This window comes from Pseudoalteromonas sp. A22 (assembly GCF_018141345.1).
Lineage (GTDB): Bacteria > Pseudomonadota > Gammaproteobacteria > Enterobacterales > Alteromonadaceae > Pseudoalteromonas > Pseudoalteromonas maricaloris.
Genome location: NZ_CP047238.1, coordinates 1,248,755 through 1,262,679, shown reverse-complemented (window position 1 = coordinate 1,262,679; position 13,925 = coordinate 1,248,755). Strand labels below are relative to the sequence as shown.

Sequence of the window (13,925 nt, the reverse complement as noted above, 5' to 3'; positions counted from 1 at the left end):
CCTAATTCCTAAACCTTAGTTTAGGTCAAGCGTTTAACTGCATTCTATTATCTTGGAAACTGGAACTCTATAAAGAAAAAATGACGTTATTTTAGCGTTATTTAGTAAGAAAAAATTTCATCCTTGAAATCACAAAGGGAGATAAAACTAAATCAATGACATTAAGCGTTAAAACCGCTTAACGTAGAACACATTTAAAAAATCAAGACCGGGGTTGTGGTCGCTCAAACCTGCATTAGAATAATGCAGATATCGGATCCCAACTTTAGTACTGGGATTCAAATTAACACTAAGCCCAATGCGGTCTTCAAACTGATAGTGAACACCAATGTCTTTGCCCGCAAATCGAGTATCACTGACGTAGGTCATGCCAATCCCAAACTCAAAATTTACCGGCTTTCCAGCAAACTCGGTCAGTGGAACACTAAGCACTGGTGACAGTGCAATAGCAAACGTCGTGTCTGAGCGTTTTGGTTTGCCGTATTCCCAATAGTTGGTGCTCAACTCAAAATAAACATAGGCACCTTCGCCAAAACCATAATCCGCTAAACTATAATGCAAGGGACGATACCCAAGCCGCAGTCCTTTTACATCCCCCTCTCCCATCACATAATCAACTGCAACTTCACTAGCATGTGAGTAAGTAGACACAAACAACATAAGCAAGAATAAAACTAAGCGCATAACAACTCCTCTACAACAAGAGCAATTTTACGCCGTTATTTAATTCTTAAAAGACACCAAAAAACCATATAATAATTGCCAATAAAGCACCAATATGGAATTTTAATGGGTACATTAATTTAACCAAAACCAATAACAAATTATGAGTTATACTGTTAAAAACGATCTTGAGAATGTGGTATGCAGTATATAATTGGGAGCGTTATAGGGATATTTAGTGTATTTAGTGCCTTAGCCGCAGCACCGACAAAAGTAGATATCTATACCGAGCATTTTCCTCCGTACCAGATAGAGCAAAAGAACGGCACCATTACTGGGCTTGCCACTGATATCGTACGCCTCATTATGTGGGAAGCAGAGCTAAGTTATCAAATTTATATGTTGCCTTGGACTCGCGCAAAAGCCTTCTCCAAAAAATCCCCTTATTCATTGCTCTACTCGATCGCCAGAACGGAGCAACGTGAAGAAAACCATGTCTGGATTGCGCCACTTTGTGAGCTAAAGGTCGCCTTTTATAAGCGTGCTGATATCGCCGATCAGCAAGAGTGGGAAATATGGAAAATCAAACAACATGTTGTCGCTGTTGCGGCCGATCAACTTTCCGAAAACTATTTAAAAGCACAAGGCTTTATCGCCGATAAGAACATGCTATCAGTAACTAGTTTGAGTCGTGCAGGTGAGCTGCTTGAAAGAGGTAGAATTGACTTTATTTTTGGTGCCGAAAATTTTGTGGATAGAATGGCTGCTAGAATGGGTTTAGTGGAGCAATGGGACAAAGTGCTAGAAGTTCCAGAGTTAAGTAAAACCCTCTATTTAACCGCCAACCCCAGCGCCCCTCCAGAATATATAAATCGGCTACGCGCCGCCGCTGAACGAGTACAGATGCAACGCAAAAAGGTTGACGTCGGCTGCCCCATAGACGAGTAATTCATCGTTTGCTACTGAACTTTGTACGTCGCTGTGATAGCATCTCAAAAATTGTATACTTTATTCAAAATAAAAATGAAAGTACTCACAGGATTGGTATTACTCATGCTCTTTGTAGCATGCGAAACGTACGCGAGCCCAAAAATCATCAACGCGGTTTCACGCTTTGGTCACCCTCAGGTAATGAAGCCCGCAGACAAGTTTGGCCATAGTCCCTATTCACCACTGTTTGATAACGGCGCATGGCATGGTCACTTACTTCCTGATAGCGCTGCGGAATATGGTGGTTTCACGGGTAACGCGATTATCACCGAAGAGTATTTAACGTATTTATTTGAACGTATTGAGCGCCTACAAATTTTTTATGGTGAGACCAAATTTCAATTTGATGCAGCACTGTACAGCCTGCCCGGAGAGCTGGTGCAAACGCTTAGACATGAGCTCGCGACGGTGACGATCCGCTTACGCTTTGTTAGTGAGCGCGTTTCTCTTATTCAAACCACTATTCATACAAAGCAACGACTTACTTTAAAATTGGACGGCAAATTACTCCACCAGCTTAATGATCAACAAACACTGGACCAACAATACCCTAAGCTCGCACCAACTATGGTTGCCAGCGAAAGTGGGATCAGTACCACTTTTGGTCGTGTTCGCGATCCGTGGGCGCTTCTGACCTCTGGTAGCAACGAGTACTCAATCACCCGCACAATCCCTTTCAAAAATGTGGTGGCAAACAACCGTTATTATAGCGAGACGCAAACTTCTGGTGGTCTGCAGTTTTATACCGCAATAAGCTATGTCCACAATCAACAAGAGCGCATAAAAACAGCAAAGGCCGTTGCCAAAATTCTCTCATCCCCAGTTACGTATTGGCAACGCTCTAAAGCTCGCTGGACGGGCTATTTAGCACGCTATCAAACCTTACCACGAGATAAACAAACATTGGCGATAAAAGCCGTTGAAACCCTCATTGGTAACTGGCGATCTCCTGCAGGGGCAATCGCGTTTGATACCGTATCGCCTTCGGTCACTGCTCGCTGGTTTTCCGGCAATTTAACTTGGCCTTGGGACAGCTGGAAACAAGCATCAGCACTGAGACTATTTGCACCAGATTTAGCCAAGGCCAACATTGATGCCGTATTTTCCTATCAAATAGCAGCGAACGATCCTGTGAGACCCCAAGATAAAGGCTTATTACCCGATTTAATTGGTTATAACCTGCCACCAGAACGCGGTGGCGATGGCGGTAATTGGAGCGAACGGAATTCAAAACCCTCGCTGGCCGCTTGGGCGGTGTTGAATACCTACCATGCCAGCAAAGACAAAGCTTGGCTTGCACAAATTTACCCTAAACTTGTCGCCTATCGTGATTGGTGGCTGCGCAACCGTGATCACAACCAAAATGGTATTCCTGAATTTGGTGCAACCATAGATAAACACCATAATAATCAAGCGGGTGAGTTGTTATTTTATCTACATGAAGGAAAGCAAAAGCATGTCCGCTTTGGGCTAAAAGCCTATCGCGATGCGCAAACACAAGGTAAACAGATAAGTATTCCCGCACAGACCGCAGCGTCATGGGAGTCTGGAAGAGACGATGCTGCTAACTTTGGTTTTATCTCACCACAGCAGCTTGAGATCTATGTGAAACAAGGTGGCAACGCTAAAGACTGGCAAGTCGAATTTGCTAGCAATAAGGACGCCCAAGGCCATCTGCTAGGCTACTCTTTGATGCAAGAATCGGTTGATGGGGCCAGTTATTTTTATTCTGACACCAAAAACTTGAGTATTATCGCCAATATCTTGGCTAAGCCACGGGAAGCCAAAGCCTTTTCAGCACAAGCAAAGCAAGTCGCCGATTATATAAACCGCTGCATGTTCGACGATAACAGTGGATACTACTACGACATTCGCATTGCCGCATCACCGCTTGAAAATGGCTGTGCAGGGCAACCAATCATTGAACGTGGTCGCGGCCCAGAGGGTTGGGCTCCGCTCTTTAATCAGGTAGCAACAGCGTATCATGCTAAACGCGTCTCTGAAGTAATGCTCAGCCCCAGTGAATTCAACACCTATATTCCTCTGGGCTCTGCATCCCAGACCAACCCTGCATTTGGCGCAAACATCTATTGGCGTGGTCGTGTCTGGCTTGACCAATTGTATTTTGGCTTGATGGGACTACGCTATTATGGTTATGAAACTGAAGCGAACACTTTGCTTCAGCGATTTATGCAAAATGCGGATGGTCTACTGCAAAACGCGCCTATTCGCGAAAACTACAACCCACTCACCGGCGAGCAGCAAGGTGCACCGAACTTTTCATGGAGCGCGGCCCATATTTTGCTCATGATAGAAGCATTTGAGATGGACAAGCCCAAAACACCAATTAAAGAAGAAAAGCTAGTTTCGCAGCAAACCACCACAAATTAGCTAGCAATTCAGTGATGATCCGTCTACATTTTTTAAATGATACAAAAACAAAATTAGACGGATCGCAATGAGTTGGTTTTACCGTATTTACCACTTTGCCCTAAAGTGCATTGTTATTTTTATCGGGATCCCGAACCCCAAATTACATCAGGGAAAAACGGGGTTGTTAGACGCCATTGAGGCGCTGGGGTTAAAAAGTGGAGATAACGTCTTAGTCGTGACCGACCAAGTGCTGCTCAAACTCAACTTGCATCAGGTTGTGGAAAACACACTACGTGAGTCAGAGTTAGTCACGCATTATTACGCAGATGTTTTACCCAACCCAACCATAGCAAACGTCGAAGATGGTCTAAAGGTCTACCAACAGCATCAATGTAAAGCAATTATCGCGCTTGGCGGTGGCTCGGTACTCGATACGGGCAAGCTGATCGGCGCTCGGGCTGTCAAGCCAAACAAACCGGTGACTAAACTCAAAGGGTTATTTAAAGTCTTAAAACGCCTACCGCCGAATATCGCGATCCCAACAACAGCAGGAACCGGCTCGGAAACCACCGTTGCCGCCGTCGTCAACGATCCTAGCAATCACGCCAAATATGCCGCGACTGATTTTTGTTTAGTGCCACACCATGCCGTGTTATTACCGGAATTGACCACAAGTATGCCCGCACATATCACCGCGACTACAGCAATTGATGCACTAACCCACGCCATTGAGGCACTACTGAGCATTAACTGTCTTAAGTTTAGCCGCGGTCGTGCTCTTGAGGCCTGTAGAGCTATCTTTGAATATTTACCCAAAACGCAACAAGACCCACAAAACTTAGAAGCAAGAACACAGCTACTACTCGCTTCCCATTACGCAGGACAAGCTTTTGCCAGAACCTCTGTCGGCTACGTGCATGCAATTTCACACCAATTGAGCGCTCAATATGGTACGCCACACGGGCTTGCCAACGCAGTGTTACTCATGCCCGTGCTAACCTGGTATGGCGAGCGCATTAACCAGCAACTCGCGCTCATCGCCAGATACTGTGGATTAACCTCGTTAGACTATCCCATCGAGCGCCAAGCAGATGATCTTTTAGAGCACATTGAGCGCTTACTGCTTGATTTACATATCCAAACCACGCTCGCCGAAGTACTTCCTGATGATGCTGCACTACTCGCAGAGCTGGCGCTAAAAGAAGCACATCCGGATTATCCGGTGCCCCATTTTATGGATCCCAGCGCCTGCCAACGCATTATAAAAGGTATCGCTCCTACGCCTTAATAAGCACTGCGCTTAGTGTTTGGAACCAAAGCAATTTAAAATAAAGCTAAGTTTTTTCATAACCTTACAATAAAACATTAAGTAAAAGCACTAAAGACATAAAACCTATTAACGAACAGTTAAAAGCCGACAAACGCAAACGAAAACAATTCTCAATAACAATTTTTAATGCTAGTATGCGCGACTTTTGAAAAGCAAACTGGTGTATTTTGGAACGTTATTACTCAGAAGTATTAAGTTATATCGCTCGTTCAGTGGGGTGCAAAGACAAGGCTCAAAATATAGTCCAAGAGGCGTATACCCGAATACTAAGTTATAAAAACAGCAATCCAAAGCAGGATAACACGCAAGAGCGCGCACTATTTTTTAAAGCCGCGAAAAACATTGTGATTGATCAGTATCGCAAAAATCAAACCGTTGCTGAGCCCGACGACTTCGAATTAGTCGCGCCAAGTTATTATGAGCCCGAGGCTAAGCTCGCAAGTCAACAACAACTGGCATTACTTAATCGAAGTATCGACTCCTTACCCCTAAAAACTAAGCAAGCATTTGTGCTCTATAAATTTAAAAACTTAAGCCAGCCACAAATAGCAGAGCAAATGGGTATATCTGTCAGCATGGTCGAAAAACACTTGGCAACTGCCATGCTCGCTTGCTGTAACGCATTACAAAAACAATAAGAGAATCGCAATGGACCGTCATAATGTATCAATACAGCAGCAAGTAAACCACTGGCTGGAACTCGAAAGGCAAGGGCTCAGTAAAGCGCAGCAGCAAGCGCTCAATCGTTGGCTTGGTGAAAGCCGTGCGCACCAAACAGCCTATCAAGAAAGTAAACAGGTTGAGCGACTGTTATCGCAATTTTCAGAGCAAGACATTGCACAATTAGAGAATCCAGTTACACACTCTAAATTTAAACCAAAGACAACTCAGCGGTACTTCGCCATTGCTGCATGCTTTGCACTTTTTGCGTTGAGTTTCGTTGGTTATCAAACGTGGTTCTTTCAAGTAAACAAAGACACCTTTCACGCCAGCTATCAGTCACCTCGAGGCGAATTACGCACTATCTCACTGCCCGATAACTCGCTACTGACCTTAGATGCCAAAACGTCCCTCGCTATTGATTTTGATGGCAATCGGCGCCGTAATAAGCTACTCAGTGGACGCGTATTGTTTGACGTTGCCAGTGACAAAAGCCGACCATTTGTTATCAGTGCCGGCAGCACAAAGATTACCGTATTAGGCACCCGCTTTTCAGTCGATAAAAAAGCCGATAGCGTTCGCATTGTGGTGGCTCATGGCCGTGTAAACGTGCAAAGCCAACATCAGCAAATAACGCTAACAAAAGGTCAAATGGCGGTTGTGGGCAGTGACGGTATTGTTAAGACTGAGTTTGACCCAAACCTCAATCTCGTCGATGCGTTTAAGCAAGGGCGACTCGTGTTCGACAATGCACCACTCAACGAAGTATTTGAGGAATTTAAACGACATCATGCGTTAAGTTACACCTTAAGCACGCAATCAACTGAGCAATTGGTTATTTCGGGTACTTTTTTAGCATCAGAGCTCGAAAGCTTTTTAAACTTACTTCCACATGTTCTCCCTGTAGAAGTTAAAGAATCTAATAATCATATAGTTATAGTTAACTCTCGATGACAAGATAAAAATATTCAAATTTTTATTGAGGAGTTCTCATTCTCATTCGTTTTCATCTTAGGTAATTTATTTGGACGCATCACAATGAGAACTCGCTCTGTTTTAAACACAAGACTCACTCCCTTAGCATTTGCGCTCGGGCTTAGCCTAAGCCTGCCTGCAACCGCGCAGAGTCAAGTTGCTATATATCAATTTAATCTCGCGCAGCAACCTATTAACCATACCTTAACGCAGGTAGCTGAGGCTGCGAGTATGAATCTAATTGCCGATGCTAAACTCTTAAATGGCCTGCAAGCCCCAGCACTTAAAGGAGAGGTAAGTTTAACCGAGGCGCTAGAGCGTACATTGAAAGGCAGCCCGCTAACGGCGAGTATTATTGACAATAACATCGTTATTAAAGCGGCGATTAGCGAGTTAACGTCAGCAAAAGACCAATCCAACAACACTCAGGCTAAGCACAAGCAAACACCAAATCCGCAAGATAATATTGAAGTTATCACGGTCAAAGGCGATAAACTCAATCTTAATCGTGAACAGATTGCTCGAACCAAGGGTTTATCTAACTCGGATATTTTCTCGACATTTTCTGGTATAGAGGCAAACAATATTCGAAACGAAGCAGGCGCACTTGATATTGGTATTCGCGGCGTGCAAGGCGAAGGCCGAGTGCCGATTTTCATCGACGGAAGTTTGCAATCAACGCACACAAACCGCGGCTATATGGGTTCGTCGGATAGAACCTATATCGACTCAAACTTGATAAGCTCGGTTAATGTCGAAAAAGGCGCATCGGCCAAAGCATCACCTTTTGGCTCAGGTGCAATCGGCGGAACAGTCAATATCCGTACCTTAGGCACACAAGATATTCTCAAAGACGGTCAGAATCTTGGCGCTTTAGTTAAGGTAAATACGCACAACAATAATAGAACACCTGAAGTACCTGAAAGCTTTGGCCTGCAAAGTTATTACGAAATCAGCAACCACAATGACACGCTCGACTTTGCAGGCGGTGGGTTTACGCTAGCAACCGCTTATCAACAGGATAACTTACAAGCGGTACTCGCTTACAGCAAAAAAAAGGTTGGTAACTACTTTGCTGGTAAAAATGGCTTTAACGACTTTGTTGAAGCCAAGGAGTACGTGCGTTGGGTGCCTTCAACTGAACACGAGGGGCAGTATGATGAAGTCACAGTAGTCGACTTTATCCCACCTCCAGTTAACCAAAATGGCGAAGTCGTCAATACAAGCTTTGAAAGCGACTCATATCTTGCCAAATTAACTTATGCGTTTACGGAAGAACAATCGTTAGAGGTGAATACACGCTACCATAAGCAAGAAGCGGGAGAAATGCTGGCCACCTACTGGTACAAACAAAGAGCCGGTGACACCAAGTTTTGGAAGGTGATCGATGAAAATGACCAAGAACAATGGATGTCCGAAGAAATTCCAGAAGGTGTAGAAACCATGCCGCAGTGGGCTCCAGGCTCTGCTCTGGTAAACAGTGCCAGTGCGTTATACCGTTTTTTACCAAGTAATAACTCATTAGTCGATCTCAGTGTTAACGTTTGGCGTACCAGTGCGAGGTTACAGCAATATAATGCGCTTGGCAGTAACCTAGGAGCAAATGCGGGGCAATATTTTCACCGTTATAATAATAAGCGTCATGGGATAAGTGCATTCAATACCTCTGCATTATCTCTGGCCAGTACACCAATTACTTTGACGTATGGCCTATCCTGGCAGGTTGAAAAATTAAGCCCTCATAAAAACTGGAAAGACAATTTTAATCGAGACTGGTACCCTGCTGACTTCAATTTAAAAGCGACTTCGCGACACGGTAAGCAAACAAAGCGAGCGTTATTTACCAATGCCAATATCGATCTTGCCCCGGTAGAGCTTGCACTGAACGTAAACCTTCATGATTCGGTAAACGAGGACTATCAAACAGGCGAAAAGCTTACATTTGATGCCAAAGCGGATGTGACTGTACAAGCAAATTATCAACTGCTTGATAATACAGTAATTAAAGCCAAATATAGCAACGCATATCGAATGCCAAACCTGTACGAAACAACGGTTTCTAATGAGGTATTTTCTTACTCAAGTGACTACCCGATCACCCCTGAAAAAACGAAATCGTATGATATTGGCTTTGAGAGTGACTTTAGCAACTTACTCAGCCACGGGGATAAGCTAATTATCTCGGCGGAGTACTTCTACACCAATATTGAAAGTATGTTAGCAACAGGCTTCTTGCCTAAACCCGATGCACCTTCATGGGATCAAAAGTTCACTTTTACCAACTATGATCAGTTTGAACTGCCTGGCACGGAGTTTGGCCTTCATTACCAAAGCGACTTATTTTACAGCAGGTTATCTTACACAAAGTACACCGACGTCAAAATGTGCTCACGCTTAATGGCTGAGGCTGCAGGTGTTGATACTTGTAATACGACCGGCTTTGCGGGGAGTTTAACACCACTTCGTGTGCCTCCTGAAAAAAGCTATATCGCAACGCTTGGTATGACACTCTTTAACGACACAATTGATACGGGTTTTACCTACAAAAAACACTCTGAGAAACATCACCCAGGCGGCTTTTTGGCAGGGACTGGAGTAACTGCGCTTGAGTATATTCCAGCAGGCTATCAGCTCGACTTTTACCTTGATTATATCTTTAGCAACAGCATCAAAGGCAACCTAGCGATCACCAACTTGACCGATCAGTATAAAGTTTCAAGTGGCTCGATCGTTGCGATGCCAGAACCTGGCCAAACCATTTCGATTGGCTTAGAACTCAAACTTTAATCAACACTTAGGCGCTGTACTTTTGCTTAAAGACAGCGCTATATTTTTACATCACCTTGGAGCATCAATGACTACCGTTACCTCTGCACTTTCTCGAGCGCAAAACTTAAAACATGCAACTGCAGATACCCACGACAATGTAGACAAATCCATTATGGCGCAAGACCCATTCGCCAATACACAAAGCTATCTCGATTTCTTAAGACTACAGTTTTATTTTTTAAAAGATGTGAGCGCTCTTTATGAACACCCAGAGTTGTCGGCGCTTATTCCTGATTTGGCCGCGCGCCGCCGCTTAGGTTTGCTTGAACAAGACTTTATCGACCTTGGAACCACCATCCCTACTCCCTACTTAATGCCAGAAGTAACCAATCATACCGACGTCGCCAAAGCGCTCGGCTGGCTGTATGTGGTTGAGGGCTCAAAGGTAGGTGCGGCCATGTTGGGTAAACAAGTTGGGGCCAAACTCAATTTTGATGCGCAGCACGGCGCTCGATATTTAGCAGGCCCAGGAGCTGGTCGCGGCAGCGCTTGGCGAGAGCTTGTGCAAATCATAGACGCTATTGAATTGAGCGAACAACAAGAACAGGCGCTAATTGAAGGTGCTCGTCAGGCATTCACCCGTTTCCAAGCATTTCAGGCACACGTTTATTCATGATGTTTAAAGCCGCCTTAGCCAACTATAAAAAAATAGCCCTACTGCTATGCGGATACCTATTTGTAGCCCTCGGTGTTATTGGTATTGTTTTGCCCGTCATGCCAACCACTGTGTTTTTTATTCTGGCTTTGGCGTGCTTTTCAAAAGCTTCTCCTAAGCTTGCCTTGTGGCTGCTAAATCACCCAAGGTTTGGCACTTCATTAACGCAATGGAAACAATATAAGGTTATTCCGCTTAAGGCCAAAATTATGGCAACAGTGGGCATGGCTGCAAGTTATGCTTTACTTATTTTGCTCTCACCAGCGGCTTGGTTGGCCTGTGTAGTTGGCAGTATAAAGATTGCAGTGATGTCTTATATTTATTCCAGACCATCAAAGCGTGTGTAATACCAATTTACATTTTTACAATTTAAAACGCTCAACCAGTGTTGCTAGACGATGCGAGAAGCTACTGAGCGACTCGCTGCCTTTCGCCAAGCTTTGCATCGCCTGAGCGTTGTCGTTTGCGGTACTTTGTGCATCTAGCATCACCTGCTCAATTTGCTGACAATCCGTCGCTTGGTGATCAGCGGCTTGGCTGACTTCTTCACTCAACTGCGTAACCTGTAAAATAGCGTTGGCAATTTCATCCATAGCACTGGCAAGCGCCTCACTTTGTTTAACACATGAGGCAACATCACGTTGGCCGGAATTAATGGCCTCAGAGGCGGTATGTGTATCCTGTCTCAGTGCTGCGATCATTTGGTTAATTTCATTAGTCGACTCTTGCGTCCTTGACGCAAGCGTTCTAACCTCATCGGCGACCACAGCAAACCCTCTTCCCTGCTCACCAGCACGGGCTGCCTCAATTGCTGCGTTTAGCGCCAACAGATTGGTTTGCTCAGCGATAGAAACAATGGTATCCAAGATACTGCCGATATTCTCGCTATGTGTGGTCAACTTGGTCATGCTCTCTACCGCTTCACTCATGCGCGTGCTGAGCGATAGAATATGTTCTTTATTGTCTTGTGTGTATTTACTGACCTCGGTTTTATGCTGGTTAGCGGTATGGATGCTCGCGAGGCTATCTGACGAGCGTTCGGAAACCGCCAAAGCACTGGCTGAAATACTTTGTGCTAAGCGATTGGCATTATCCATGCGGCGCATTTGCTCAGTCGCATTATTGGCTATTTGTTTACTTTCGCTTAATGATGACTCCGATAGCCCTTCTAACTCATGAACCTGACTATTGATTGACTCTAGCAAAGCACGGAGATTGTCTTTAACCTGATTGATATTATCAATTAACTGACCAAATTCATCATCACTGCGCTTACTCATTTGCTTCGAAAAGTCTCCAGCAGCAAGATATTTAAGCATTTTATTCACCGCAGCCAACGGCCCAAGCATTGCCCGGCTGGTTGAAACCGAGATAAACGCACCTAAAGCAATAAAGACAATCACCAATAAGATGGCGGTATTTTGCGCCCGCTCGATAAGGGTTTCAGCATTATTTTGAGAACGATTAAACGCCGCATTGGCGCTTTGCTGCATTTTCTCAAGCTCGGTTAAAATGGCAAACGCATGTTGCTCTGACTGCTTATATAACATTGCAGCTTGCTGCTGCTGACGCAGTTTCTCTTGTACCGCAACATAAAGATGACCTGGCTCACCCAGCTTTTCTCTGAGCTTAGTCATACCCTCACTAAACTGATTTAACAAATCATCTGCATCCATACCATAGGCTTGGCGCTTCAAAAACGTTAAGTTGTTTTCAATATTATCTAACAAAAACAGCATGTCTTGCTGATGCTGATCAACTTGCTCTAGCGTTAACCCGCTGATCCGCTGACTGTTGTTTTCCAAGGTAAACAACATGTCGTCAATACGAACGCCGGTCCCAACCATTTCTTCCAACTGCCGTGTTTTGTCTGTCTCGATTAACTCAAGATCCAGCATGGCATTGCTGGCCTGTTCTTTATCCTGTTTAAGTGCTTGATATTGAGATTGGATCCGTTGCTGCGCCTGTACAACGTCTGCCTTAGCCTGCAACATTTGTTCTGCGGCACGACTGAGCTGCTCACCCAGCGCCAGAGTTTGCTTTAATGGTGTGACAAATTCAGGCATGGCTTGCGTCAATGACGTTAAGTGCTGCTGGCGCTCAACATACAGTTGCTGCTGTGAGGTAAATTGCTGTCGAGCCCGATTAATATCTTGCTCGCTTTCGAGGGTATAAGCTTGGGAAATCAATTTGCTGAGCTTAAGCTGCTCAAGTTGCAAGGCGTCAGCACTGCGCTGAATAGGTAAAGTGACTTGCCCCATATTTTGATTAGCTGACTTTATTTGCGCCAATGCTAGATAGGCAAGCACGCACGCAAGTAACAGCAGCACGCCTAATGCACTAAAGCCTAAAGTAATTTTTTGTTTTATTGTTAGTTTACTTAGCATAATGTCATTGCTCTATTTTGAGTAAACAAACTATGTTACAAATGGGATAAAAAACCAAGTAAATACTCTAAAAATTACCAACATACCTTTTAAAAAGGTAGCTTCAAATTTGCGGTTTTGCTTACTTAGTTTTTGATTTTATTTTTAGTTTTAGCGATCATTGCGGTTAGGTCTTTTATTATTTAAGAGCATAACAAGATGAGAGAAACCGCAATCAACGAAGCAAAGGCCTTATGCCAAAGCCATAAGAGCGCATTTTTATCTACCTTCTCTAACAATCAAAAGGGTTTTCCGTTTTCTTCTATCGCTCAATATGTTTTTCTTGAAGATAATCACTTTTACTTCTTTATTAGTGATATCGCCCAGCACACCAAGAATTTAGCCAAGCACCCGGCACTTTCGTTTATGGTGCTCGGTGATGGTGCGGTTGAAGATGTTGAAAATGCGCGAGTTACTATTCTTGGGCATGCACACAAACTACCAAGAGCGGATAGCGAAAGCCTGATTGCACAATTCGTAATAAAGCACGAAAAAGCTCAGCAATATGCCATGCTCGGTGACTTTCACCTATGGCGAATTGAAGTGGCTAGGGTTCGATATGTAGGCGGTTTTGGCCGTGCATTTTGGCTAGAAAAACAGGAATGGTACTAAACAGCAAAAGCGTGTTCAAACTCGCTTTCTCGTCCAAGCGATTGATTGGTCATGTCAGCCAAGGTTTTGCGCCAGAACCCGCACGAACTTTCAATCTTATCTTGCATACGTACTTTCCAACGACCTTTGTATACCGACCAAATGTGTGCCATAAACTCAGTGGCATAACGCTTTCTGCGCTCGGTAGGGGTTATATAAAGCGCGCAGACTTCAAACTCTCGGCGGTTTGAAATACCAATTACGGTAAAGCCAACCAGCTTACCATCTGCATAAAAAAGATAAGCGATATTGGTTGCGCTACACAGTTCAAACGAGCCCACTTGCTTTTGATAATGGCTCGCTTTTAGCAAATGTGTAAAAGTCTGCTCGCTGTATTTATCAACTCGAATTAACTCTAGTTCAACCACTTTTC

At 44.2% G+C, this 13,925-nt stretch carries 12 protein-coding genes; 9 read left to right on the top strand and 3 right to left on the bottom strand.

Annotation, left to right across the window (positions count from 1 at the left end):
* Positions 1-168: 168 nt before the first annotated feature.
* Positions 169-684 (bottom strand): acyloxyacyl hydrolase, encoded by a 516-nt coding sequence (locus tag GSF04_RS10570; RefSeq protein WP_045961557.1) that lies wholly within the window; start codon positions 682-684, stop codon positions 169-171.
* Positions 685-864: 180 nt separating this feature from the next.
* Between GSF04_RS10570 and GSF04_RS10565 the strand changes: the two genes are divergently transcribed.
* From GSF04_RS10565 to GSF04_RS10530, 8 genes are all read left to right on the top strand, one after another.
* Complete coding sequence (locus GSF04_RS10565; RefSeq protein WP_211859504.1) at positions 865-1,611, top strand: transporter substrate-binding domain-containing protein; 747 nt, start codon at positions 865-867, stop codon at positions 1,609-1,611.
* A 105-nt stretch (positions 1,612-1,716) separates the two neighbouring features.
* The gene (ygjK, locus tag GSF04_RS10560; protein ID WP_249122472.1) at positions 1,717-4,044 is read left to right on the top strand and encodes an alpha-glucosidase; all 2,328 of its coding nucleotides are present in this window, start codon (positions 1,717-1,719) and stop codon (positions 4,042-4,044) included.
* Positions 4,045-4,111: 67 nt separating this feature from the next.
* Positions 4,112-5,314 carry an iron-containing alcohol dehydrogenase gene (locus GSF04_RS10555; RefSeq protein ID WP_211859503.1) on the top strand — a complete coding sequence of 401 codons (1,203 nt, stop codon included), beginning with the start codon at positions 4,112-4,114 and terminating at the stop codon, positions 5,312-5,314.
* 209 nt (positions 5,315-5,523) lie between these two features.
* Positions 5,524-5,994: a sigma-70 family RNA polymerase sigma factor gene (locus tag GSF04_RS10550; RefSeq protein ID WP_211859502.1), complete on the top strand. Its 471-nt coding sequence runs from the start codon at positions 5,524-5,526 to the stop codon at positions 5,992-5,994.
* Positions 5,995-6,004: 10 nt separating this feature from the next.
* Positions 6,005-6,970 carry a FecR domain-containing protein gene (locus tag GSF04_RS10545; protein ID WP_211859501.1) on the top strand — a complete coding sequence of 322 codons (966 nt, stop codon included), beginning with the start codon at positions 6,005-6,007 and terminating at the stop codon, positions 6,968-6,970.
* 84 nt (positions 6,971-7,054) lie between these two features.
* Entirely contained in the window at positions 7,055-9,778 is a 2,724-nt protein-coding gene (locus GSF04_RS10540) for a TonB-dependent receptor (protein WP_211859500.1), read from the top strand.
* A 67-nt stretch (positions 9,779-9,845) separates the two neighbouring features.
* Positions 9,846-10,436, top strand: coding sequence for a biliverdin-producing heme oxygenase (locus GSF04_RS10535; protein ID WP_039491166.1), 591 nt, complete (start codon positions 9,846-9,848; stop codon positions 10,434-10,436).
* Positions 10,433-10,822: a YbaN family protein gene (locus GSF04_RS10530; protein WP_130164541.1), complete on the top strand. Its 390-nt coding sequence runs from the start codon at positions 10,433-10,435 to the stop codon at positions 10,820-10,822. The genes GSF04_RS10535 and GSF04_RS10530 overlap by 4 nt, the downstream gene beginning before the upstream one ends.
* Before the next feature lie 15 nt (positions 10,823-10,837).
* Here GSF04_RS10530 and GSF04_RS10525 read toward each other — a convergent pair whose 3' ends face one another.
* On the bottom strand, positions 10,838-12,862 hold the full coding sequence (locus tag GSF04_RS10525) for a methyl-accepting chemotaxis protein (RefSeq protein WP_211859499.1): 2,025 nt from the start codon (positions 12,860-12,862) through the stop codon (positions 10,838-10,840).
* Positions 12,863-13,060: 198 nt separating this feature from the next.
* On the opposite strand from GSF04_RS10525, the gene GSF04_RS10520 reads away from it, so the two are divergent.
* Positions 13,061-13,513, top strand: a complete 453-nt coding sequence (locus GSF04_RS10520) for a pyridoxamine 5'-phosphate oxidase family protein (protein ID WP_039491160.1) — start codon at positions 13,061-13,063, stop codon at positions 13,511-13,513.
* Here GSF04_RS10520 and GSF04_RS10515 read toward each other — a convergent pair.
* A complete protein-coding gene (locus GSF04_RS10515) occupies positions 13,510-13,920 on the bottom strand; it encodes a GNAT family N-acetyltransferase (protein WP_249122471.1) in 411 nt (136 codons plus the stop codon). The two genes, GSF04_RS10520 and GSF04_RS10515, sit on opposite strands and share 4 nt — an antisense overlap.
* Between the last annotated feature and the right edge of the window lie 5 nt (positions 13,921-13,925).